The 22,248-nt window shown below is 61.9% G+C and carries 21 protein-coding genes; 9 read left to right on the top strand and 12 right to left on the bottom strand.

What is annotated here, in order from left to right; all coding sequences use genetic code 11:
* The first annotated feature begins 32 nt into the window (after nucleotides 1-32).
* From treS to FPT15_RS25700, 3 genes are all read left to right on the top strand, one after another.
* The gene (treS, locus tag FPT15_RS25710; RefSeq protein WP_145165643.1) at nucleotides 33-3,380 is read left to right on the top strand and encodes a maltose alpha-D-glucosyltransferase; all 3,348 of its coding nucleotides are present in this window, start codon (nucleotides 33-35) and stop codon (nucleotides 3,378-3,380) included.
* Complete coding sequence (glgB, locus tag FPT15_RS25705) at nucleotides 3,377-5,614, top strand: 1,4-alpha-glucan branching protein GlgB (RefSeq protein WP_145165642.1); 2,238 nt, start codon at nucleotides 3,377-3,379, stop codon at nucleotides 5,612-5,614. The genes treS and glgB overlap by 4 nt, the downstream gene beginning before the upstream one ends.
* Nucleotides 5,615-5,704: 90 nt before the next feature.
* Nucleotides 5,705-6,832 carry a diguanylate cyclase gene (locus tag FPT15_RS25700; RefSeq protein ID WP_145165641.1) on the top strand — a complete coding sequence of 376 codons (1,128 nt, stop codon included), beginning with the start codon at nucleotides 5,705-5,707 and terminating at the stop codon, nucleotides 6,830-6,832.
* A 3-nt stretch (nucleotides 6,833-6,835) separates the two neighbouring features.
* Here the strand turns inward: FPT15_RS25700 and FPT15_RS25695 are convergent, their stop codons facing one another.
* From FPT15_RS25695 to FPT15_RS25685, 3 genes are all read right to left on the bottom strand, one after another.
* Complete coding sequence (locus FPT15_RS25695) at nucleotides 6,836-9,022, bottom strand: response regulator (RefSeq protein WP_145165640.1); 2,187 nt, start codon at nucleotides 9,020-9,022, stop codon at nucleotides 6,836-6,838.
* A 172-nt stretch (nucleotides 9,023-9,194) separates the two neighbouring features.
* Nucleotides 9,195-10,046, bottom strand: coding sequence for a CAP domain-containing protein (locus FPT15_RS25690; protein WP_145165639.1), 852 nt, complete (start codon nucleotides 10,044-10,046; stop codon nucleotides 9,195-9,197).
* Between the two features lie 81 nt (nucleotides 10,047-10,127).
* Nucleotides 10,128-10,304, bottom strand: coding sequence for a hypothetical protein (locus FPT15_RS25685; RefSeq protein ID WP_178119748.1), 177 nt, complete (start codon nucleotides 10,302-10,304; stop codon nucleotides 10,128-10,130).
* Between the two features lie 20 nt (nucleotides 10,305-10,324).
* Between FPT15_RS25685 and FPT15_RS25680 the strand changes: the two genes are divergently transcribed.
* On the top strand, nucleotides 10,325-10,453 hold the full coding sequence (locus tag FPT15_RS25680) for a hypothetical protein (RefSeq protein WP_256676515.1): 129 nt from the start codon (nucleotides 10,325-10,327) through the stop codon (nucleotides 10,451-10,453).
* 56 nt (nucleotides 10,454-10,509) lie between these two features.
* Nucleotides 10,510-11,181: a GNAT family N-acetyltransferase gene (locus tag FPT15_RS25675; protein WP_145165638.1), complete on the top strand. Its 672-nt coding sequence runs from the start codon at nucleotides 10,510-10,512 to the stop codon at nucleotides 11,179-11,181.
* Nucleotides 11,182-11,244: 63 nt separating this feature from the next.
* On the opposite strand, the gene FPT15_RS25670 is transcribed toward FPT15_RS25675, so the two are convergent.
* Together FPT15_RS25670 and FPT15_RS25665 are read right to left on the bottom strand one after the other, a co-directional pair.
* On the bottom strand, nucleotides 11,245-11,622 hold the full coding sequence (locus FPT15_RS25670) for a hypothetical protein (protein WP_145165637.1): 378 nt from the start codon (nucleotides 11,620-11,622) through the stop codon (nucleotides 11,245-11,247).
* A 112-nt stretch (nucleotides 11,623-11,734) separates the two neighbouring features.
* Nucleotides 11,735-12,337, bottom strand: a complete 603-nt coding sequence (locus FPT15_RS25665; protein ID WP_145165636.1) for a TetR/AcrR family transcriptional regulator — start codon at nucleotides 12,335-12,337, stop codon at nucleotides 11,735-11,737.
* Nucleotides 12,338-12,418: 81 nt separating this feature from the next.
* Here FPT15_RS25665 and FPT15_RS25660 point away from each other — a divergent pair, with 81 nt between their 5' ends.
* A complete protein-coding gene (locus FPT15_RS25660) occupies nucleotides 12,419-13,018 on the top strand; it encodes an NAD(P)H-dependent oxidoreductase (RefSeq protein ID WP_145165635.1) in 600 nt (199 codons plus the stop codon).
* Nucleotide 13,019: 1 nt separating this feature from the next.
* Here the strand turns inward: FPT15_RS25660 and FPT15_RS25655 are convergent, their stop codons facing one another.
* Both FPT15_RS25655 and FPT15_RS25650 read right to left on the bottom strand, forming a co-directional pair.
* Nucleotides 13,020-13,409 (bottom strand): hypothetical protein, encoded by a 390-nt coding sequence (locus tag FPT15_RS25655; RefSeq protein ID WP_145165634.1) that lies wholly within the window; start codon nucleotides 13,407-13,409, stop codon nucleotides 13,020-13,022.
* 32 nt (nucleotides 13,410-13,441) lie between these two features.
* The gene (locus tag FPT15_RS25650; RefSeq protein WP_145165633.1) at nucleotides 13,442-14,698 is read right to left on the bottom strand and encodes a 3-phosphoshikimate 1-carboxyvinyltransferase; all 1,257 of its coding nucleotides are present in this window, start codon (nucleotides 14,696-14,698) and stop codon (nucleotides 13,442-13,444) included.
* A 329-nt stretch (nucleotides 14,699-15,027) separates the two neighbouring features.
* On the opposite strand from FPT15_RS25650, the gene FPT15_RS25645 reads away from it, so the two are divergent.
* Nucleotides 15,028-15,657 (top strand): lytic polysaccharide monooxygenase auxiliary activity family 9 protein, encoded by a 630-nt coding sequence (locus FPT15_RS25645; RefSeq protein ID WP_145165632.1) that lies wholly within the window; start codon nucleotides 15,028-15,030, stop codon nucleotides 15,655-15,657.
* A 7-nt stretch (nucleotides 15,658-15,664) separates the two neighbouring features.
* On the opposite strand, the gene FPT15_RS25640 is transcribed toward FPT15_RS25645, so the two are convergent.
* Nucleotides 15,665-16,219, bottom strand: coding sequence for a UPF0149 family protein (locus FPT15_RS25640; RefSeq protein ID WP_145165631.1), 555 nt, complete (start codon nucleotides 16,217-16,219; stop codon nucleotides 15,665-15,667).
* A gap of 60 nt (nucleotides 16,220-16,279) precedes the next feature.
* A complete protein-coding gene (locus tag FPT15_RS25635) occupies nucleotides 16,280-17,548 on the bottom strand; it encodes a chloride channel protein (protein WP_145165630.1) in 1,269 nt (422 codons plus the stop codon).
* A gap of 192 nt (nucleotides 17,549-17,740) precedes the next feature.
* Here FPT15_RS25635 and FPT15_RS25630 point away from each other — a divergent pair, with 192 nt between their 5' ends.
* The gene (locus FPT15_RS25630; protein WP_145165629.1) at nucleotides 17,741-18,553 is read left to right on the top strand and encodes a crotonase/enoyl-CoA hydratase family protein; all 813 of its coding nucleotides are present in this window, start codon (nucleotides 17,741-17,743) and stop codon (nucleotides 18,551-18,553) included.
* 5 nt (nucleotides 18,554-18,558) lie between these two features.
* Nucleotides 18,559-19,392: an NAD(+) diphosphatase gene (nudC, locus tag FPT15_RS25625; RefSeq protein ID WP_145165628.1), complete on the top strand. Its 834-nt coding sequence runs from the start codon at nucleotides 18,559-18,561 to the stop codon at nucleotides 19,390-19,392.
* Here nudC and FPT15_RS25620 read toward each other — a convergent pair.
* The 3 genes from FPT15_RS25620 to FPT15_RS25610 all read right to left on the bottom strand — a co-directional run bounded on the left by FPT15_RS25620 (nucleotide 19,360) and on the right by FPT15_RS25610 (nucleotide 22,113).
* Nucleotides 19,360-20,139: a TSUP family transporter gene (locus tag FPT15_RS25620; RefSeq protein WP_119741946.1), complete on the bottom strand. Its 780-nt coding sequence runs from the start codon at nucleotides 20,137-20,139 to the stop codon at nucleotides 19,360-19,362. The two genes, nudC and FPT15_RS25620, sit on opposite strands and share 33 nt — an antisense overlap.
* A 193-nt stretch (nucleotides 20,140-20,332) precedes the next feature.
* Nucleotides 20,333-21,049 carry a phosphatidylcholine synthase gene (pcsA, locus tag FPT15_RS25615; RefSeq protein WP_145165627.1) on the bottom strand — a complete coding sequence of 239 codons (717 nt, stop codon included), beginning with the start codon at nucleotides 21,047-21,049 and terminating at the stop codon, nucleotides 20,333-20,335.
* Nucleotides 21,050-21,198: 149 nt separating this feature from the next.
* On the bottom strand, nucleotides 21,199-22,113 hold the full coding sequence (locus tag FPT15_RS25610) for a class I SAM-dependent methyltransferase (RefSeq protein ID WP_145165626.1): 915 nt from the start codon (nucleotides 22,111-22,113) through the stop codon (nucleotides 21,199-21,201).
* Nucleotides 22,114-22,248: the final 135 nt, after the last annotated feature.

Here is a 22,248-nt window from a genome sequence, read left to right as displayed (position 1 = left end):
AGTTGGTTTTTCAGCATTTTCAGGAGTTACCAATGGCGAAGAAACCCAAGGCTGCCACCTTTATCAAAGACCCGCTCTGGTACAAGGATGCGGTGATTTATCAGGTTCACGTCAAATCCTATTTCGACTCCAACAACGACGGCATCGGTGACTTTCCCGGGCTGATCGCCAAGCTCGATTACATCGCCGACCTGGGCGTAAACACCATCTGGCTGTTGCCGTTCTACCCCTCGCCACGCCGTGATGACGGCTATGACATCGCCGAGTACCGTGGCGTGCACAGCGACTACGGGACCATGGCCGACGCCAAGCGGTTTATTGCCGAAGCCCACCAACGCGGCCTGCGGGTCATCACCGAACTGGTGATCAACCACACCTCCGACCAGCATCCCTGGTTCCAGCGTGCGCGCAAGGCCAAGCCGGGTTCGGCCGCGCGCGACTTCTATGTGTGGTCCGATGACGACCAGAAATACGACGGCACCCGGATCATCTTTCTCGACACCGAAAAATCCAACTGGACCTGGGACCCGGTCGCTGGCCAGTACTTCTGGCACCGGTTCTATTCTCACCAGCCAGACCTTAACTTCGACAACCCGCAGGTGATGAAGGCGGTGCTGTCGGTGATGCGTTATTGGCTGGACATGGGCATCGATGGCCTGCGCCTGGACGCCATTCCGTACCTGATCGAACGCGACGGTACCAATAACGAAAACCTCCCGGAAACCCACGACGTCCTCAAGCAGATCCGTGCCGAGATCGACGCGCATTACCCCGACCGCATGCTGCTCGCCGAAGCCAACCAATGGCCGGAGGACACGCAGCTGTACTTCGGTGACAAAAAGGGTGACGACGGCGATGAATGCCACATGGCGTTCCACTTCCCGCTGATGCCGCGCATGTACATGGCGCTGGCCCAGGAAGATCGCTTCCCGATCACCGATATTTTGCGCCAGACCCCGGAGATTCCCGCCAACTGCCAATGGGCGATTTTCCTGCGCAACCACGATGAACTGACCCTGGAAATGGTCACCGACAAAGAACGCGACTACCTGTGGAACTACTACGCCGCCGACCGTCGCGCGCGGATCAACCTGGGTATTCGTCGACGCCTGGCGCCGCTGATGGAGCGTGATCGCCGCCGTGTCGAACTGCTCAATAGCCTGCTGCTGTCGATGCCGGGCACGCCGACCCTGTATTACGGCGATGAGATCGGCATGGGCGATAACATTTATCTGGGCGACCGCGACGGCGTGCGTACGCCGATGCAGTGGTCCATCGACCGTAACGGCGGCTTTTCCCGCGCCGACCCGGCGAGCCTGGTGCTGCCGCCGATCATGGACCCGCTTTACGGCTACCAGTCGGTCAACGTCGAAACCCAGGCTCAGGACCCGCACTCGTTGCTGAACTGGACCCGGCGCATGCTCGCGGTGCGCAAGCAGTCCAAGGCCTTTGGCCGTGGCAGCTTGAAAATGCTCTCGCCGAGCAACCGCCGTATCCTGGCCTACACCCGTGAATTCACCGGCGAAGACGGCCGCACGGAAATCATCCTGTGCGTGGCCAACGTGTCACGCAGTGCCCAGGCCGCCGAACTGGACCTGTCGGCGTTCGCCGGCATGGTGCCGGTGGAGATGCTCGGCGGGAATGCCTTCCCGCCGATTGGCCAGCTCAATTTCCTGCTGACCCTGGCGCCTTACGGCTTCTACTGGTTTGTGCTGGCGGCGGAAAACCAGATGCCGAGCTGGCATGTGGAACCGGCGCAGAGCATCCCGGACTTCACCACACTGGTATTGAAAAAACGCATGGAAGAACTGCTCGAAGAACCGTGCCGCAGCACCCTGGAACAAACCTCGCTGCCCGCCTGGCTGCCCAAGCGGCGCTGGTTTGCCGGCAAGGACACTGCCATCGACAGCGTGCACATTGCCTACGGCGTGCGCTTTGGCGACCCGCAGCACCCGGTGCTGCTCAGCGAGATCGAGGTGAGCAGCGCTGGCCAGGTCAGCCGCTATCAACTCCCGTTCGGCTTTCTCGGCGAAGACCAGCTCACCAGTGCGCTGCCCCAGCAATTGGCGCTCGCCCGTGTACGCCGTGCGCGTCAGGTCGGTTTGGTGACCGATGCCTTCAGCCTTGAGCACTTTATTCGTGCGGTGATCCATGGCCTGCAAGCCGGCACCGTGCTGAACACCGGCGAAGGTGATTTGCGCTTTGAGGCCACGCCGCATCTGGCCAAGCTGCAACTGGGCGACGAGCCGCAGGTGCGCTACCTGGCCGCCGAACAGTCCAACAGTTCGGTGGTGGTGGGCGAAAGCCTGGTGCTCAAGCTCATCCGCAAAGTCAGCGCCGGCGTGCACCCGGAGCTGGAAATGAGCGCTTACCTGACCGAAGCCGGTTACCCCAACATCTCGCCGCTGCTGGGCTCGATGGTGCGCCGTGACGGTGAAGGGCAAGACAACCTGCTGATGATTGCCCAGGGCTACCTCAGCAACCAGGGCGATGCATGGGCCTGGACGCAAAACAGCCTGGAGCGGGCGATTCGCGATGAATTGGCCGAAGCCATGTCCGAACAGGAACAGCACTACAACGCCCTCGGCGAACTGCAAGACTTTGCCGGTTTGCTCGGCCAGCGCCTGGGTGAAATGCACGCGGTCTTGGCGGCGAAAACCACCAACAAGGACTTCAAGCCTGAAGTCACGAGCGTCAAGGACATCCAGGCCTGGGCCAAGGACGTGGGCGCGCAGATCGACCGCGCGCTGCACTTGCTCAAGCTTCATCAAAGTCAATTGAACCCTGCCGATCAGGCGTTGGTCAGTGAATTGCTGACGCAGAAAAAAGCCATCGGCACGCACGTTCAGGCCCTGGCGAAAGCCACGGCCGGCGGGTTGCGGATCCGGGTTCATGGTGACTTGCACCTGGGCCAGGTACTGGTGGTCAAGGGCGATGCTTACTTGATCGACTTTGAAGGCGAACCGGCGCGTCCGCTGCATGAGCGGCGCGGCAAGCACAGCCCCTATAAAGATGTCAGTGGCGTGCTGCGCTCGTTCGATTACGCCGCCGCCATGGCCTTGAATGTGCAAGGTGTGGATCACTCGCCCGAAGCGGACATTGCCCGCAAGCGCGTGACCGACCGGTACTTGAGTGAAGCACGTCAGGCATTTACCCAGGCTTATCATCAGGCGACGTCTACACTGGCGCATGACTGGCAGGATGCCAAAGGCCAGAGCGCTGCGCTGACGTTGTTCAGCTTGGAAAAGGCCGCGTATGAAGTGGCCTACGAAGCGGAAAATCGCCCGACCTGGTTGCCGGTGCCGTTGCAAGGTTTGCACGGTCTGCTCAGCGGGCTAACACCTATATCGAAAAATGCACGCGGTGGGGAGACGTCATGAGCTTTACAAATAAAGAACCGCTGCAACCGAAACTGACTGCAATGCCGGCGTCCAAGGACGTCGAAGCACTGGTACGCGCCGAACACCATGACCCGTTCTCGATTCTCGGGCCACATGATGACGAGCAAGGCGGCCAGTTCATCCGCGCGTTTCTGCCCGAAGCCCTGAGTGTTCAGGTGCTGGCGCGAGACAGCGGTGAGACGCTCGGCAACCTGGACGCCAGCCCGGTGCCAGGTTTGTTTGTCGGCCACTTCAAGACACGCCAGAGCTACCTGCTGAAAATCCAGTGGGCCGGCGGCGAGCAGATCACAGAAGACCCTTACAGTTTCAGCCAGTTGCTGCTCGGTGAAATGGACTTGTACCTGTTTGCAGAAGGCAATCACCGTGACCTGAGCAGTTGCCTCGGCGCGCAAGTGACCAGTGTCGATGGCGTGCAGGGTGTGCGCTTTGCCGTGTGGGCGCCGAACGCCCGGCGCGTGTCGGTGGTGGGTGATTTCAATATCTGGGATGGCCGTCGCCATCCGATGCGGTTGCGTCACCCCTCGGGCGTCTGGGAAATCTTCATTCCACGCCTGCAACCGGGTGCGGCCTACAAGTACGAGATTCTCGGTGCCCACGGCATTCTGCCGCTCAAGGCCGACCCGATGGCGTTGGCGACCCAGCTGCCGCCCGACACCGCCTCAAAAGTCGCTGCGCCGCTGCAGGTGGACTGGCAGGACCATGAGTGGATGCAGTCGCGCGCCGACAAGCAGAAACCCTCGGCGCCGCTGTCGATTTATGAGCTGCATGTCGGCTCCTGGCAATGCGAGCTCGACGAGGCCGGTGAAGTCTCCCGCCAGTACGGTTGGCGCGAGCTGGCCGAGCGCTTGGTGCCGTATGTGCAGCAGTTGGGCTTCACCCACGTTGAGCTGATGCCGATCATGGAGCACCCGTTCGGCGGTTCCTGGGGTTATCAGGCGTTGTCGCAGTTTGCTCCGAGCGCGCGCTTCGGCTCGCCGGAAGATTTCGGCTTCTTCGTCAACGCCCTCCATCAGGCCAACATCGGCGTGATCCTCGACTGGGTACCGGCGCATTTCCCCACCGACACCCACGGTTTGGCCCAGTTCGACGGCACCGCGCTGTACGAGTACGCCAACCCGCTGGAAGGCTTCCATCAGGATTGGGACACGCTGATCTACAACCTGGGCCGCACTGAAGTGCACGGGTTTATGCTGGCCTCGGCGCTGCACTGGCTCAAGCACTTCCATATCGACGGCCTGCGCGTGGATGCCGTGGCGTCGATGCTGTATCGCGATTATTCGCGCAAAGCCGGCGAGTGGGTGCCTAACCGCCATGGGGGCCGCGAGAACCTGGAAGCCATCGACTTCCTGCGTCATTTGAACGACGTGGTGGCGCTGGAAGCACCAGGCGCACTGGTGATCGCCGAAGAATCCACCGCGTGGCCGGGTGTGAGCCAAAGCACCCAGCAGGGCGGGTTGGGCTTCAACTACAAGTGGAACATGGGCTGGATGCACGATTCGCTGCATTACATCCAGCAGGATCCGGTGTACCGCGCCCATCATCACAACGAGCTGAGTTTTGGCCTGGTGTATGCCTGGTCCGAGCGCTTTATCCTGCCGATCTCCCACGATGAAGTGGTGCACGGCAAGCATTCGCTGATCGACAAGATGCCCGGTGACCGCTGGCAGAAGTTTGCCAACCTGCGCGCATACCTGAGTTTCATGTGGATGCACCCCGGCAAGAAGCTGCTGTTCATGGGCTGCGAGTTTGGGCAGTGGCGCGAGTGGAACCATGACCAGCAACTGGATTGGTACCTGCTGCAATACCCTGAACACCAGGGCGTGCAGAAACTGGTTGGCGACCTCAACCGCCTGTACCGTGAGGAACCGGCGCTGCATGAGCAGGATGATGCGCCCCAAGGCTTCCAGTGGCTGATCGGCGACGATGCGATCAACAGCGTCTATGCCTGGCTGCGCTGGAGCAAGGACGGCAAGCCGGTGCTGGTCGTCGCTAACTTCACCCCGGTGCCGCGTGAAGCCTACGCCGTTGGCGTGCCATTTGCAGGGCGCTGGAGCGAGGTGATCAACAGCGATGCCGACATGTACGCCGGTTCCAACTACGGCAACGGTGGGGAAGTGTTCACGCAGGAGGAACCACGTCATGGGCAGCCGGTGTCACTGTCGTTGAATGTGCCGCCATTGGGTGTGCTGATTCTGCGGCCGGAAACGCTTTAAGGGCGCCAAGGTGCCGGATTCTGTTGTCCGCAGTACTGGCAGGGTGCCACAATGGCGCCCTAGTCGCGGCAGTCGAAGCAGGCGTATTGAATGAACGGCCTAGAGCATGGGCAGGACCAGGATGGTTTGATAGAAGAACTGGTGCGAACCGACCGTTTGCATCTGCTGTTTCGTCAATCCTTCGCTGCCATTTTCGGCAGTTACCTGGCCGCCGTCATGCTCTGCTGGTTGTGCTGGGACCGCTTTGACCACACCGTCATGCTGGTCTGGTTATCGGTGCTGGCAGTGACCTCGCTGCTGCGGGTGCAGATGTTCATGCAATGGTTTCGCTGCCCGAACAGCGAACGTACCCCCGACCGCTGGGAGCGCCGTTACTGGGTGACGTTGATGCTATCCGCGGGTGTTTGGGGCATTGGCGCCCTGGCGGTGATGCCCACCGACGACCGCGTCTCCCAGGTGCTGGTCATGTTGTTCACCGTGGGCATGTCGGTCAGCGCCGTCTCGTGTTATTCCGCTTACCGTTACATGACGCTGGGCTCCATGGCCCTGGTGCTGTTCCCCTGCACGCTGTGGCTGCTGTTCCAGCCCTCGTCGATGCAAGTGGGCGTGGGCGTGGTGGTGCTGGTGTTCTCGACCTTCGCGGCAAGCGCCACGCGTAAATTGGCGGATGCCCTGGAAAAAGCCTTTCGCCTGACCCGGCAGATGGAACGTGCGCACACGATTTCAACGCGCGCCGCCCAGACCGACGAACTCACTGGATTGATGAACCGCCGCGCATTCTTCGAACATGCCCAAGTGCTGTACGCGCAATGTCGCCATAACCAGCAGCCGTTGTGCGCGCTGATGATGGACATGGATCACTTCAAAGCCATCAATGACACCTACGGTCACCAGGCCGGCGACCAGGTCTTGCGCCAGATTGGCGGGGTGATCAGCGCATCGTTTCGCCAGGCCGACGTGTACGGGCGGCTCGGCGGCGAGGAGTTTGCGGTGTTGTTGCCCAATACCTCGCTGGAAACCGCACGGGATATCGCCGAGCAACTGATCAAGGCCATCTCCGGCCTCGCTGCCGAACCGGTGCAGGGCTTGACCGCCAGCCTCGGTGTGGCGACGACCCGCAGCCTCGATCAGGACCTGCACAGCCTGATGAACACCGCCGACCAGGCGCTGTATCGCGCCAAGGCTATGGGCCGTAACCAGGTGGCGATCGCGGAGTAGGCGTCAGGCGCGCTGCATCGACTTGGCCAGCACGCGCGCCACCTGGTCGGCGGAGTAGGGCTTGGCCAGGAACTCGACCCCTTCATACCCACTGTCGGCCAATTCTTCGCTGTAGCCGGAGGTCAGCACCACCGGCAGGTCCGGCCGACGCTGGCGCAGCAGTCTGGTCATCGCCACGCCGGTCATGCCCGGCATTACCACATCGGAAAAAATCGCGTCGAAGCCCATCACATCGGCACCGGCCAATGCGAGTGCCTGTTCGGCGTCGGTGGCCCAGGTGGTCTGGTAACCGAGGTCCTGCAGGATCTGGTTGGCAAAGCGGCCCACTTCGAGGTTGTCTTCGACGATCAGAATATGCCGCTGCGCGGTGTCGTGGACCAGCGAGCCGTCCTCCTGGGGCAAGCTGGCCTGCACCGTCTCGGCTTCTGCTTCGGGCAAGTACAGGGTAAACACGCTGCCTTGCCCCAGGGTGCTGGACACGTCGACGTTACCGCTCGATTGCTTGGCGAACCCGAACACCTGCGACAAGCCAAGGCCCGTGCCTTTGCCCACCGCCTTGGTGGTAAAGAACGGTTCGAAAATGCGCTCGACAGTGTCCTCGGCAATGCCGCTGCCGGTGTCGGCCAGCGCAATCGCCACAAACGGCTGCTGTACTTGCACATCGCCACGGATCAGTGGCAACGCTGCCACCGTGGCGACGCGCAGTGTCAGGGTGCCGCGGCCGTCCATGGCATCGCGGGCATTGAGCGCGATATTGATCAGCGCGGTTTCAAACTGGCTCGGGTCAACGCGCACATAGCATGGCAGGCGGGGCAGTTCGATATGCACAGTGATACGCGCGCCGGTCACGCTTTCAAGCATTTCGCCGATGTTCTTGACCCGCTCGCAGACATCGAAGACTTCCGGGTTCAACGGCTGGCGGCGGGCGAAGGCGAGCAACTGGCTGGTGAGCTTGCTGGCGCGCTCGACGGTGTCTGAAACCGCGCTCATGTAGCGTGTACGTCGCTCTTCAGACAGCCCTGGCTGGCGCAGAAAATCCACCGAGGAGCGAATGATCGTCAGCAGGTTGTTGAAGTCATGGGCCACGCCGCCGGTCAACTGGCCGATCGCCTCGAGCTTTTGCGATTGGTGCAACGCCGCTTCAGCCTGGGTCAATGCGGCGGTGCGTTCTTCTACGCGTTGTTCCAGGGTGGCATTCAGTTCGGTGATCGCGGCCAGGCCGTCGCGTACGGCGGCGTCGGCGCGCACACGTTCTATGTGTGCCCAGGAACGCTCGGTGACTTCACCCACCAGCGCCAGGTCGTACGGTGACCACAGGCGCGCGAATTTATGGTGCACGGCCATCAGTGCTGTCAGGCGCCCATCCTTGATCAACGGAAAACACACCGTCGCCGTCACGCCCAGCGACTGGTAGGCGGCGGCTTCCTCGTGGCTGAACTCCACACGGTTGTCATTCACCACAAACGGCTCGCCTGCACGCAGGCACCTTACGGCCTGCTCGCCGAAATCCGCCAGGCTGTAACGCCCGACAATACTCGGCGAGCCCGGTGCGGCCCAGTTGTCGCGGATGGTGAAGCTGTCTTCGTCGGCTTCCATGTCGGCATAGGCGCAGATGGACACCTGCATGTGCTCGGCGAGCAGGCGCGTGGTGAGGGTCATGATGGCTTCGGCGTCAGTGGCGTTGGCCACCGCGCTGCCAATCGCATCCAATACCGCCAGGCGACGGCTGAGGAATACGGTTGCGGTGGTTTCGGTGACGGTATTGAGCATGCCCACGACCGCGCCCAGCGGGTCGCGCACAGGGCTGTAGCAAAACGTGAAATACGATTGCTCCGGGCCGTTGCCACGTTCAATCACCAGCGGGTAATTCTCGACATAGGTCGCGTGCCCTTCAAAGGCCGCGTGGGCGATGGGGCTTACTTCATCCCAGACTTCGCGCCAGGTTTCACTGAAAGGACGGCCTAACGAGTAGGGTTTATCGCCAAGAATGGGGACAAACGCATCGTTGTAGAGCGTGATCAAGTGTGGCCCCCAGCTGATGGACTGGGGGAAGCTTGAGGCAAAGCACAGCGCGACCGTTGTTTTGAGTACGTCGGGCCAGTGTTCCAGCGGACCCAATGGCGTACTCGCCCAATCATGCTGACGCACGCGTTCGGCCATGTCGCTGCTGCCTTGCAGCCAATTCATCATTGGGAGAACACCTTGTTTGCCAGAGTCTTCAGCGCGCCTGAACATTCAAGGCGCCCAGCTACAGACACAGTTGATCGTCAGCAGTTCAGCGCAATTATCGGCAAGATGGCACTTTGATTTCGTACGCGTTCGAGCAGGCTTGCTTCGGCCGGGTTGGGCGCTTGCCCAACCGCTATTGCGTGCCGAACAAACCGGTCCAGTAAATGCCCGCATCACTCTTTGGGTCCATCGCATAAGCGGCGCCCAACTCGCGAAATTGCGGGTTCATCAGGTTGGCGCAATGCCCTGGGCTGGCGAGCCAGCCATCCACCACCTTGCGCGGCGTGTCGAGGCCGGCGGCGATGTTCTCGCCGATATTTTTCGCGATATAGCCTGCCAGTTCGGCGCGATCACCGGGGGTGCGGCCGTCGTGGTCCAGGTGGTCGAAGAAGTTGCCGTTGGCCATATTGCGTGTGTGGCTGTTGGCGGCGCTGGCCAGGTCGTCGTTCCACGACAATGGCGTGGTCGCGGCAAATGCCTGGGTGCCGCACTGGCGCGGCTGTTCACGGGCGGCGTTGATCAGGTTGAGCAGCTGCCGGCCTTCGGTCTGCCAATCACCCAAACCGCTGGAAAGCAGCGGGCGGGCAAGCACAATGCGCCAGTCCTCGCCGCTGTTGCTCACGCCGATGTCGACAAATTGCGGGTCCAGCACCACGCGGCAGAAACTTTCCCGCACCGCCTTCATGGCCGCCTGGGCATCCTTGGGCCCCGACAGGCTGATGGCTTGCACGTTGACCATCGGGTACGCAGCCCGCGCGAGCGCTTGCTGCAAATCGCCGACATTGGTGGCCGGCAGCACCAGCCGCGTGTCGCTGGCCAGCGGTGGCAGTTCCTGTGAACCCTGGTCACCGCAGCGCTGCACCTGGCTGCGGTACTGGTTGATCTGTTGCACCAACTGACTTTCTTCATTCGCCATCGCGCTGGCGCAGAACGCCAGACTGGCGGCCAGCGTCGTAAGACCCATCATCAATGACAGAACGCGCATGGACGTTACCCTTGAGCTTGAAAGTGCCCATGATGCGCGATGTAACCCGGTCTGGCGCAACGCCTTTTTTGTTTTTTTGCCTCAACGGGTGTTCTGCGGGCCGTTCACGGCGCTGTGGCGGCGCCAGGCAAAGCGGCTTGCAAGGATGATCAAGACCAGTGCCACGGCAAAGGTCACGTGCAGGCCATTAGCCACGGTTTGCGCGGTTGCATGGGTGACATCGGGGCTGGCCCAGGCAAATACTGCGCCCAGGCCCAAGGTGCCGACTGATCGCCAGCGTGCCCGAACGCTACACCGCCCACCAGCGCGATGGGCTGTACAGCGTTGCGCTGCCGCTGACGCTTGCGTCGTTTACCGTGGCCATGCTCTGCACCCGCGGTTGTTTGCGCGAGGTGTGCGGGCAATGAACCGGTCGCAGCAGGTACAATCGCCGCTGCCTTGACGCGAAACCTCAGGAATTTGCATGTTCAGCCTTACCCGCTACACCGCGCCGTGCCCCGAGTCGATCAACAGCCAGATCCTGCAGATGGTGGTGGATAACCTCACCGACATCAGCAGCGTCGCGCTGCCGCCCAGCAACCTGCTCTACAACATTTACCAGTACACCACCGGCTTTGAGGCGCACCTGTACCTGCAAGCGCTGGATGGCTCGAAGGGCATCGCCGTTGAGCTAGTGGTGGCGATGGATGAGGACACGCTGGTCGGCTTTTGCCTCTATCTGCCGGTGAAAGACGACCCGCAAGCCTGCGGTATCGCGTTCATGGCGGTGCAGGCGGGTAGGCGCCGCCAGGGTGTGGCGCGCGCAATGATGCAGGACGTGCTGGCGCGTTATCCCCACGCCGAGTTGGCGTGTGCCGTAGAAAAGGTCCCGGCGTTCACGGCCATGGGCTTTCAGGTACGCGGTGCGCGCGACACGCAGGTGCTGATGAACACGCGCGATTACGGCACTGACGGCCTGATGGGCGTGCTGGACGTGGCGGCGATCTATCGCTCGCTGGAGGTGCGGCAGATTCATACCTACCTGCTGCAAAAACACGGCAAGCGCGCGATGGTGGATGCCGAGAAGCAACGCGACCGGCATCTCGATCAGCTGGCGCGCAAGGTGCAGCTATATGTGAATGAGCACTTGGCGTGAAACGGCCAACCGGTGGCGAAAGCGCTTTCCCTTGCCACCGGTACGCTGTATTGGCCTCAAACCTTACGGCTTGGCCAGGTTCCAGTTACCGCCAACGCCGTCACCGGTGATGTCGCCCGGCTTGCTGTCCTTGACCCAGGTGTACAGCGCCTGGCCTTTGTAGGCCCATTGTTTGCTGCCGTCGTCGCGGGCGATCACGCTGTAGCCGTCGGCGTCTTTCGCCGCGGCCTGGGCAGTGAACGCGGGCCAGTTGGCCAGGCACTGGCCGTTGCACGCCGATTTGCCGGCGCTGTCTTTGGCGAAGGTGTAAAGGGTCATCCCCTGGCTGTCCACCAGCACTTTGCCCTTGGCGCTGTCGGCCACCTTGGCCGGGGCGGCGAACGCCGTGGAAGCCGCACAGGCAATCAGGACGGCAGCAGCGAGGAAGAGTTTTTTCAGCATGACGAGCTCCTGGGTGTTTTTGGATTTGGGTACCGGCCTTGTGCTGTATTCACAAGCCGTACTCAGGTAAACACCCGTCACGACGCTTTATTCCTGCGGCGCAAATAATGATTTACCCGCGGCTGCGATTGACCATGCCCAGGATCGTCGCGAGCAACTCCTGCTGCGCCTCATCGCGGCTGATCTCGCCGCTGGCTGCCGCCTGGGACAGCGCCTCCGCCGCGCCCAGCATCGCCCGCAAGCCGGCTTGCGGCACGGTGGCGCCGGGTGCAAACGGCGCCAGGGCGTCGCGGCATTTGTCGAGAAAGATCGCCTCGTATTTGCGCTTGAGGGTTTCCAGTTCCGGCGAACTGCTCAACGCGGCAATGACCCCCGGAATTTCCCGCCCCTGCAGCAACACACAATCGACATAGCACGCGGCGATCACCTGCGCGCGGTCATCGAGTGTCGCGCCACTGCTATCGAGGGCTTCGGCAAACAGCTGGTTCTGGCGCCCGTCGAAATCTTCGTACAGCGCGGCGAGCAAGCCTGCGCGGGTGACGAAATGGTCATAGACCACCGGCTTGGTGACGCCCGCCAGTTCCGCGAGACGGCCCAGGGTCAGCGCTTCGGTGCCTTCCTCGCGCACCATTTGCCAGGCCACGTCGAGCAGTTGGCGCAGACGATCTTCGCGCGCAAGGCGCCGGCGTGGAGCAGGGGATTCAGTGCTTGACATGCTTATATACCAAAAGTAACTTGATGGAATAACTTACTAAAAGTAGTTTAGCCCAGCCTAAACGCAAAGGGAGTCAATGTCATGCATGCTCTGATCGTTGTTGCTCATCACGACCCGCAATCGCTCACCCATAGCCTCGCCGCGCAAGTGGCGGCAGGGCTCACCGAGGCCGGCCACACGTTCGAGATCGCCGACCTCGCCGCCGAAGGTTTCGACCCGCGCTACACCGCTGCCGACCACCGCGTGCACCGCAGCCGTGCCGCGCCACCGGCCGACATCCTCGCTGAGCAAGCACGCATCGACCGCGCCGACGCGCTGGTCATGGTGTTCCCGATCTACTGGTGGTCGCTGCCGGCCTTGCTCAAAGGCTGGGTCGACCGCGTATTCGTCAACGGCTGGGCCATCGACTACGGTCCCGATACGCCGGTGGTGAAAAAACTACGGCACTTGCAGGTGCACTTGCTGGCGGTGGGTGCAGCCGATGAAAGCGCATTTGATCGCCACGGCTATGCCAAGGCGATGCGCACGCAAATTGACTACGGGATTTTTGATTATTGCGGTGCTCAGGTGGTGACGTCCGAGTTGCTGCTGGAATCCGAGAGCGGGGGAGCGCAAGCGCATTTACAGGCGGCGAAGGTCGTGGGGCTGGGCCTGTTTGAGGACGAAACCGTAGCCGGGTGATTCAACCTTCGCGAAACAGGTCGTGGGCATCGAGCAAGCGGTAGGCAATCTCCGGGCGTTTTTCCATGCCGCGACGAATCGCTGCGGGAATCGATTGCCGGGTCTTGCGACACATGCCCGGCAGGTCGTCGATGACGATCTGAATCCCGCGCATGCTTTTGACCTCGGTGTGCCCCGGTGCGACATGCACGCGGATGCCCAATTGCTCGTACATCCGCTGTTGCATGTGTTCCAGGTCTTGCAGGCTTTTGAGGTCTTCGAGGCGCTCGAGCAGGCGTTTTTCTTCCTGGCGTGTCAGGTGAAGAATGCGCAGGTCGGCGTCGGGCGCCTGCAGCAGTTGCTCACGTTCGCACACGCAGGCGCCGGGTGGGCAGGGCGGGCGAATCGTCATGTGCATTCCCTCCCCATTCCGACGCCGCTGCTTCAGTAGCTCAGTGCGACCCCAAGACTGCCCAGGGCCTTCCAGTACTCAGGATAGGTCTTGGCCACGCAGTCCGGGTCTTGAATACGGATACCCGAGACCTTCAACCCGGCCAGCGCAAAGCACATGGCGATGCGGTGGTCGGCGTGGGTGTCGATCAGCGCGTTGCACGTGGTGCCGGCCAGTGCAGGGTCGCTGGCGACCAGCAGGTCATCGCCTTCGATGGTGGCCAGGCCGGGGCGAATTTCGTTGAGGCCGTCGTGCAGCGCCTGCACCCGGTCACATTCCTTTACGCGCAGGTTGGCCAGTTCAGTGAAGCGCACCGGGGTGTTATTGAAAGCGGCCAAGACTGCCAGGGTCGGGATAGCGTCCTGCATCTGCGAGCCGACCACGTTGGCCTGCATGTTCGGGAACTGGGCGATCACGGCCTGGGCCTTGGCGTCCGGCTGAGTGAAGTCCTGCGCCGCCACGCCGATGTCGATGCGCCCGCCGGTCAACACTTCAGCGGCCCACAGGTACGTTGCAGCGGAGGCATCGGGTTCGATCAGGTAGTCATGCGCGGTGTAGCCGGTGGGGGCGACGCGCCAGGTGGTGTCGTCGACCACTTCGACCTGTGCGCCAAAGGCACGCATGCAGTCCAGGGTCAGGTCCACGTAGCCACGGGCGCCGATGTCCTTGCCGGTCAGTGCCACTTCAATCGGCGCTTCGCCGCAGGCGGCGAGCATGAGCAAGGCCGACACGTACTGGCTGGACAAACCGCCGTCGATTTCAAAGCGTTTGGCCTGGACCTTGCCCACGCCGTGCACGGTCACCGGCGGGCAACCCGTGGGGCTGTCGACGCGGATGCCGTTCTGGCCAAGGGTGGCCAGCAGCGGGCCGATCGGGCGTTTTTGCATGTAGTCGTCGCCGTCCAATACCACGGTGCCTTCGACCGTTGCCACGGCTGCCGTGAGAAAACGCATCGCGGTGCCGGCATTGCCGAGGAACAACGGCTGCGCGGGCAATTGCAGTTTGCCGGAACCGGTGACCACGAAGGTGGTGTCATCCGGCTCATCGATGGTCACGCCCATCTGGCGCAGGGCCACCGACATGTGGCGGGTGTCATCGCTTTTCAGCGCGCCGCTCAAACGGCTGGTTCCCCTGGCCAGCGCCGCCAGCAACAGGGCGCGGTTGGTAATGGATTTGGAGCCGGGAGGAGCGACCTTGCCGTTCAGGGGGAAATTGGGCGGTGTAACGGTCACGGTTTTCTGCGAACTCAAGGTACAAGGCTCCTGATCAAGGCAAGGTGGTGTGGAGTGGCCGACGGGCGGACCCGAATAATCAGCCAAACACGCCACGCTTGTCGAGCAGGGATCGTTGTACGGCGCGTATTACGGCGTGATCCACTTGCGGACAGGGCGTGTAGCCTTGCTGCCCTTAGCCGGGTAGGACAAGTAACCCTCGCAGTGCAGGACAACAGCCTTTACTCCGCGAAACGGCGTCGCTGTACGAATGTTCCGAAAGAAGCATCGACTGGACAATAAAACCCACCGCGGTAAGTTCGAGGCACGCCCCATGACGGGGCGCTTTCAATCAAGGAGCGAATGAAATGAACAAACCTCAGACGCAACTCAGACACGGCCGTGTCGTGACCCCCGCCAGCCGAGGCTCGGTGGCCGTGGAACGTGGGCTGCTGGGCAACTGGCAAGTCAACGAAATGGAAGGCGGCAAGAACTTCCCGGCACTCACCGCCGGGCCTTTCCCTGCGCCTTATCAAACCGATGATCAAAGCGTCACGCCGCCGGCCGACGGGCACATCCTGAGCGGCGGCAAAACCGACGAGCGCGATTGCCTCAACTTCACCGACGAGGAAATGAGCAAAAAGCTCAACACCCCGTTCACTTGGCCATTGCTCAATGTCGAGGCCGGCCAGGTGTTCAAGGTGCAGTGGGAATACACCGCTGCCCACGTCACCCGGGGTTATCGCTGGCTCATCACCAAGGATGGCTGGGACCCCAAGCAGCGCATCAGCCGCGCCCAGCTTGAGGCAAAGCCATTCTTTGAAGACTTCTACACCCAGGTGCCGTATTACCAGCATGCCGATGAGATGAAAGCCAAGGTCGAGCACCAGGTGACCTTGCCCAAGGGCAAAAAGGGTCGCCACGTGGTGGTGTTGATGTGGATCGTGGCCAACACCGGCAACGCCTTCTATCAGGCGTTTGACCTGGATTTCAAATAAGCCCGGCTCAGCGTTTGCTCAACCAGTAATCATGTAGCGCCCGCGCAGCCGGTTCGATTGCGCTGACCCGCTGTTGATGGGCGTTTACATCCAGGTCCGCCGGCAATTCGAAGTTGTCCTGCTCGGCGCACCAGGAAATCTTCTCCAGTTGCCCGGCCAGTTCGGCGGGCAATTCGGGCCAGTGGCCGATCGCGGCGCCACGGATATAGCCAAAGCACCATTCCTCCGCCAGCGTGACGACATGGCCCTGATGCTCCGTGTCATCAAAGCGAGCCTTGAAGCCTTGCGCGTCGGTTGCCAACTGCGCGGCCAGGGTATTCATATGGCGCACGCACAGTTCGAGAAAACGTTGGGCCTCTTCCACACTTTCCCAGTCCGGGTTCTGCCCACCCCAGATCGCCGGGAACCACTCAGCGACGTCTACTTGTGCCGGGCTTGAGACCAGCGCAGTGAAGTAGCCGTCGAGTTCGGCCAGGTTCAGCACCGAGTGATCGTCGCCGTACTTGAGCAGGGTTTCTTCGATGAATTCGAAATCGGCGGGGGCGAGGGGTTGGGCGTGCATGGCAATTCCTTTGAGCGTCGAGCGCCGCTTCGGGGCGGCTTAAAGCGCGAAGGATGGCGCTTAGGCGGGCTTTTTTCCAGCGTTTTCCCAGCGCGCAAGCAGTTTGCTCACGCACAGCGAGCCGACCACCGCCAGGATGATCGGCACCAGAAAGTCATGGTCGATCCGGGTAAATTCCGCCACCAGCACAATTGCCGTCAGCGGCATGCTCATGCTCGCCGCCAGGAACGCCGCTGCGCCGATGATCGCAAACGCGCCCAGTGGCACGCCGGGCCACGCCAGGCTCCAGGCGCCGCCAAGGATGATCGCCAGCAGCGCGCCATTGGCCAGGGCCGGGGTCAGCAGCCCGCCTTCGGCCCCGGCGCGCAGGCTGCTGGCCGTGATCAGCACTTTGACCAGCAGCAGGATGGCGGCCAGGCCGATTGTCAGTTCATTGTCGAAACCCAGTTGCGCCGGGCCCTTGCCGTTGCCGAGGATCTGCGGCAGCAGCATGGCCAGCGCACCGATGAGGGTGAAGTTGATCAACGCCAGTACCGGCAAACGCCAGCCGCGCGCGGCGTTTGCCCTGGCGGCACCGGTAAAGCGGCTGAAACCGTAGGCCGCCACGCCAAACACCGGGCCACACGCCACGGCCCAGGCGATCAACGTCGGGCTCAGCAGAAAATGCGGCACCACGTATTGCGACTCTGCGCCAAGGCCGATCCACGCCACCGAAGCCCCAATCGCCGACGTTGCTAACGCAATCACCGCCGCTGGCCAGCTGAATGCGCCGACCAGCACTTCCAGCACAAACACCGCGCCGCCCAACGGCACGTTGTACACCGCCGCCAGGCCTGCACCCGCGCCGCAGGCGACGATCAGTCGATGCATCGACGGTTCCAGTCGCGCCCGTTGCGCTAACCATGTGGCCGCCAGCGCGCCGACTTCGCGCGGCGCCACTTCACGCCCCAGCGGCGAGCCGAGGGCCACGGTGACAATTTGCAGGATGGCGTGGGCGAGGGTGGTCTTGGGCGGCATGATCGGCATCTTTTCGCCAACCGCCTGCTTGATGCTCACCAGCGGGCGGCCGTAGCGATAAATCGTCCACCAGCCCACACCCGCAACCAGGCCGCACATGACCAAGACCAGTAACCGACGCTGCGGTGCGGCTGCGGTCACGCCCAAAAGAAAGGTCTCATGGCTGATCAGGCTGTCGAGGCTGTAGCCGTACGCCAGGTGCTGAATGGCGTGCAGCAGCAACGCCAGGAGCATCCCGCCAAGCCCGGCGCCAATGCCAGTCAGCACGACCACCAGGGCCAGAATCAACGATGAGCGAAACGTGGTCGGCATAGACGGCTCCAGGAAATGGCCCAGATTGTATAGCCGATAAAGTCGCGTCCCTGGGTGAAATGTATCGGCAGGCCATGAACCGCGGCCCCACAACATTTCATTACGTTTGCCAGTCCCGTTTTTGGCCGATGCGCCGCCGCGCTCCCTTGTTATAGTTCGGCCCTTATCACTCGCCAGTCAGGGATCACTGCCATGTCCGAATACCAAGCTTTCGTCGTCGAACTCACCGGCAACGTTGCCCATGTGCAGATCAACCGCCCGGAAAAGATCAACGCGATGAACGCGGCGTTCTGGACCGAGATCATCGACATCTTCCAGTGGGTCGAAGACACCGACGCCGTGCGCGCCGTGGTGCTCAGCGGCGCCGGCAAGCATTTTTCTTCCGGCATCGACCTGATGCTGCTGGCCTCGGTGGCCAACGAATTCGGCAAGGACGTGGGCCGCAACGCGCGCTTGTTGCGCCGCAAGATCCTTGAGCTGCAAGCCTCGTTCAACGCCGTCGACAATTGCCGCAAACCGGTGCTGGCGGCGATCCACGGCTACTGCATCGGCGGCGCCATCGACTTGATCAGTGCCTGCGACATGCGCTACGCCGCTGAAGACGCGCAGTTCTCGATCAAGGAAATCGACATCGGCATGGCCGCCGACGTGGGCACCCTGCAGCGCCTGCCGCGCATTGTCGGCGACGGCATGCTGCGTGAACTGGCTTACACCGGCCGCCAGTTCGGGGCTGAGGAAGCGCGCAGCATCGGCCTGGTCAATCGCGTGTATGCGGACCACGCAAGCCTGTTGGCTGGCGTGATGGACATTGCCCAGCAAATTGCCGCCAAGTCGCCGATTGCCGTAACCGGCACCAAGGCGATGATCAGCTACATGCGTGACCATACGGTCAATGATGGTCTGGAATACGTTGCCACCTGGAACTCGGCTATGTTGCAATCCAACGACCTGCGCGTGGCCATCGCGGCCCATATGAGTAAGCAGAAACCCGAATTCGTGGATTGACTGACATGACCCCAGGCTGGATTACCACAACGCTGCTGGACAACGACGCCCCCGGTGGCTGGGCCGTTGCCCGCAGCCGTGAAGGCTTTTTGCATGACACCAATGGCCCGCTGTTTGCGCGCGAATGGCTCAAGCGCCAGGACCTGTCGGTGTTCGCCGAACACGGCATCGGCCACCTCGACGGTGAGCCGGTGTACCTGCTGGAACTGAACTCGGCAAGTGACGTGCCGGGCTGCAGCTGGCAGGGTTTGCGCGCTTTCATGCTGCAGGGCGACCACACACTGTACAAAGTGCTCGGCTACGCGGCGCAGATCGGCACCTGGGCGCGCGAGCACCGGTTTTGCGGCAGTTGCGGGCAGGCCATGGTCCAGGTGCCGCGTGAGCGTGCGATGCATTGCCCGGCCTGCGACCTGCGCAGCTACCCGCGCATTTCGCCGAGCATGATCGTGTTGGTGACCCGGGGCGACGAGATCCTGCTGGCGCGTTCGCCGCGTTTTGTCACGGGCGTCTACAGCACCTTGGCCGGGTTTGCCGAGCCGGGTGAGTCGGCCGAAGACTGCCTGATCCGCGAGGTGCGCGAGGAAGTGCAGGTGGAGGTCAAGAATATCCAGTACATGGGCAGCCAATGCTGGCCGTTCCCGCATTCGATGATGCTCGGCTTCCATGCCGAATATGCCGGTGGCGACATCGTGCCCCAAGCCGACGAGATCGAAGACGCGCAATGGTTCAACATCCACGACCTGCCGCCGTTGCCGGCGTCACGGTCGATTGCGCGTTACCTGATCGACCTCTACCTGGCCCGTCGTTTAGGCCACGCTGAACCAGTGTTGCCAGGCTAGGCGCACGGTCAGGCCAAGGACCACGGTGATAAACACCGGGCGAATGAATTTGGCGCCGCCGCTGATCGCGCTGCGTGCGCCAAAGAACGCGCCGCACATTACCGAGAAGCCCATCGCCAGACCGACGATCCAGTCCACCGAGCCGTTGAAGATGAACACCGACAGCGCCGCCGCGTTGCTGACGAAGTTCATGCTGCGCGCTACGCCGCTGGCCTTCACCAGGTCGATGGGGTGCAGCAGCATCGTGCTGACCGTCCAGAAGGCGCCGGTGCCGGGGCCGGCCACGCCGTCGTAGAAGCCCAGGCCGAAGCCCTGGGTGGATTGCCATTTTTTCTTGATCGGCGCGTCGGCATCCAGCGGCGCCTTGGGCGTGCCGCCAAACAGCAGGTACACACCGCAGCCGAATACGATTACCGGGAGCATTTTGTTCAGGGTTTCAGCGGGCAGGTAGTGCGCGACCACCGCACCGGCGAGGGCGCCGATCAGCGTGCCGACGATGGCATGCACCCATTGGCGCGGGTGAAAGAGTTTGCGCCGGTAGAAGGTAAAGCTGGCCGTGGCCGAGCCAAAGGTGGAACTGAGTTTATTGGTGCCCAGCACCAGGTGGGGCGGCATGCCGGCGGTCAGCAGGGCCGGCGTGGTGAGCAGGCCGCCGCCGCCGGCGATGGCATCGATGAAGCCGGCGATAAAGGCCACGATGGCCAGGATGGCGAGGGTGGTGAGGTCTACGCTGAGTTCGAAGGGCATGGGCAGGGCTTATTCTTGGCAGGGCGCAGCAAAGGGGCTGCGCCAAAGGTCGCCATCTTACCTGCCGGTGTACACAGATCCAAATGTGGTAGCGGGCTTGCCTGCGATAGCGGTGGGGCAGGCCCAACTGCTGTAACTGACCCGGCGCCATCGCAGGCAGGCCAGCTCCCACCTTTAAACCGTGCCCGCCTTGCTATTTATGGGTTCCCAGCCACTCCAGCGCTGTGCGCCACACACAAATGCCGAGGAAATACGCCGACATCAGCGACCACAACCCGAACGTCCATGGGTTGGTATTCGGGTAGTCCACCACCATCAAAAAGCTGCACAACAACCAGATTGTGGTGACGGCAATGTTGATCGGCATAAAGCGCTTGACCCGGAACGGGTGCAAAAACTTCATCGGCGTCACGGTCAGCAGCGCCAGGCCAATCACCGTCAGCAAGGTGACCCAGGCGTCCGGCTGAATGATGTACACGCACAGGGCAACCACGTTCCAGGCGGCGGGAAAGCCGACGAAGTAGTTGTCCTTGCTCTTCATGTTCACATTGCAAAAGCAGAACAGCGACGACACCAGAATCACCGACACCGTAAACAGGTGAGTGAAGTCCGGCAGGTCGATATAGCGGTAGATGAACAGCGCCGGAATAAACACATACGTCAGGTAATCAATCACCAGGTCCAGCACCGAGCCGTCAAAGCTTGGCAACACCGTGCTGACATTCACTCGTCGGGCCAGGGAGCCGTCAACGCCATCGACTACCAGTGCCAGGCCCAGCCAGAGCAGGCAAGCCTTGGGTGAGTTTTCCAGCAGCGCAAGCGTGGCCAAAAAGGCCAGCACCACGCCAGTGGCAGTAAAGCCGTGGGCGCCCCAGGCTTTGAGTCTGGCTACATGCAGGGTCGATATCACGGGCGGTTCTCCAAAAGGTCAAACAGGGCAGCCGACAACGTAACGCCGTCGAGTCTGGCCGGGGAATGCAGGTATCGACCGGGAAGGGGGGGATAAGGTTCACCACCCCGGTGTACCACTTAGCGTAGCAAGCGCAGGACGTTTCAGCATCAACCCTGACGGAACACCAGCGCCTTCAAGCCACTTTGGGGGTCGATATCCGGAAATTCAGGCGGGTTTTGCAGCCGCTCCACAAAGCGCAGGCCCGGTGCTTCGCGGGTGACGCCGTCGATCAGGAAGTCTTCGCCAAACGCCGGGTCGTTCATGCACGCCAGTACGCTGCCCTGTGGCGTGAGCAAATCCGGCAGCCGGCGCAGCACGCGCTGGTAGTCCTTGGTCAGCAGGAAACTGCCTTTCTGGAAGGACGGCGGATCGATGATGACCAAGTCATAAGGCCCGCTGTGGGTGACCTTGGCCCAGGACTTGAACAGGTCATGGCCCAGAAACGTAACGTTGCTCAGGTCGTGACCGTTCAGGCGATGGTTGTCGCGGCCACGGCTGAGGGCGCCACGGGCCATGTCGAGGTTGACCACATGGTCGGCGCCGCCTTCGATGGCCGCGACCGAAAACCCGCAGGTATACGCGAACAAATTGAGTACGCGCTGGCCCTTGGCCTGCTCACGCACCCAGTGACGGCCATAACGCATGTCGAGGAACAGCCCGCTGTTCTGTTTTTTTCCCAGATCGATCAAGTAACGCAGGCCGCCTTCGGTGATGGTCAGCTCATCAACAGCGTCGCCCACCAGCCATTCGGTAGTGCTTTGCGGCAGGTAGCGGTGTTGCAGGGCGACGGTATAGGCGCTGAGCTGCGCTTTGAGCATCTGTTTCAGCGCGTCCAGCTGTTCGGCCTCCGGCGCTTTGAACAGCGACACCAGAATCACCCCTTGCAACCAGTCCACCGTCAGTTGTTCCAGGCCCGGCCAGCAGCGGCCACGGCCGTGGAACAGTCGCCGGGTCTCGGCGGGCGGGCTGGCCAGGGCGGTGAGCAGGTGGGCGTGCAGGGTGGCGAGTGCGTCTGGGGTCATCGGTCAGCGTCGGTCATTGAGCGGGCGGCATTTTAAACACAGTTGCAGTGTTACGTGTGGCTTGAGCACAACGTGCTGGAAAAAAGCAGATTCGCAGTGATTCATGCTCAAAATGCTCGAACCTGCGCCTGATAA

It is taken from the genome of Pseudomonas sp. RGB, assembly GCF_007713445.1.
In the GTDB taxonomy this organism is placed as follows: Bacteria; Pseudomonadota; Gammaproteobacteria; order Pseudomonadales; family Pseudomonadaceae; genus Aquipseudomonas.
The sequence above is the reverse complement of the archived record's forward strand: the minus strand, read 5'-3'. Positions and strand labels throughout refer to the sequence as shown.

Excerpts from the sequence above, each read along its gene's own strand:
- treS (WP_145165643.1), top strand. The coding sequence starts at position 33 with ATGGCGAAGAAACCCAAGGCTGCCACCTTTATCAAAGACCCGCTCTGG.
- glgB (WP_145165642.1), top strand. The coding sequence starts at position 3,377 with ATGAGCTTTACAAATAAAGAACCGCTGCAACCGAAACTGACTGCAATG.
- FPT15_RS25700 (WP_145165641.1), top strand. The coding sequence starts at position 5,705 with ATGAACGGCCTAGAGCATGGGCAGGACCAGGATGGTTTGATAGAAGAA.
- FPT15_RS25695 (WP_145165640.1), bottom strand. The coding sequence starts at position 9,022 with ATGATGAATTGGCTGCAAGGCAGCAGCGACATGGCCGAACGCGTGCGT.
- FPT15_RS25690 (WP_145165639.1), bottom strand. The coding sequence starts at position 10,046 with ATGCGCGTTCTGTCATTGATGATGGGTCTTACGACGCTGGCCGCCAGT.
- FPT15_RS25675 (WP_145165638.1), top strand. The coding sequence starts at position 10,510 with ATGTTCAGCCTTACCCGCTACACCGCGCCGTGCCCCGAGTCGATCAAC.
- FPT15_RS25670 (WP_145165637.1), bottom strand. The coding sequence starts at position 11,622 with ATGCTGAAAAAACTCTTCCTCGCTGCTGCCGTCCTGATTGCCTGTGCG.
- FPT15_RS25665 (WP_145165636.1), bottom strand. The coding sequence starts at position 12,337 with ATGTCAAGCACTGAATCCCCTGCTCCACGCCGGCGCCTTGCGCGCGAA.
- FPT15_RS25660 (WP_145165635.1), top strand. The coding sequence starts at position 12,419 with ATGCATGCTCTGATCGTTGTTGCTCATCACGACCCGCAATCGCTCACC.
- FPT15_RS25655 (WP_145165634.1), bottom strand. The coding sequence starts at position 13,409 with ATGACGATTCGCCCGCCCTGCCCACCCGGCGCCTGCGTGTGCGAACGT.
- FPT15_RS25645 (WP_145165632.1), top strand. The coding sequence starts at position 15,028 with ATGAACAAACCTCAGACGCAACTCAGACACGGCCGTGTCGTGACCCCC.
- FPT15_RS25640 (WP_145165631.1), bottom strand. The coding sequence starts at position 16,219 with ATGCACGCCCAACCCCTCGCCCCCGCCGATTTCGAATTCATCGAAGAA.
- FPT15_RS25635 (WP_145165630.1), bottom strand. The coding sequence starts at position 17,548 with ATGCCGACCACGTTTCGCTCATCGTTGATTCTGGCCCTGGTGGTCGTG.
- FPT15_RS25630 (WP_145165629.1), top strand. The coding sequence starts at position 17,741 with ATGTCCGAATACCAAGCTTTCGTCGTCGAACTCACCGGCAACGTTGCC.
- nudC (WP_145165628.1), top strand. The coding sequence starts at position 18,559 with ATGACCCCAGGCTGGATTACCACAACGCTGCTGGACAACGACGCCCCC.
- FPT15_RS25620 (WP_119741946.1), bottom strand. The coding sequence starts at position 20,139 with ATGCCCTTCGAACTCAGCGTAGACCTCACCACCCTCGCCATCCTGGCC.
- FPT15_RS25610 (WP_145165626.1), bottom strand. The coding sequence starts at position 22,113 with ATGACCCCAGACGCACTCGCCACCCTGCACGCCCACCTGCTCACCGCC.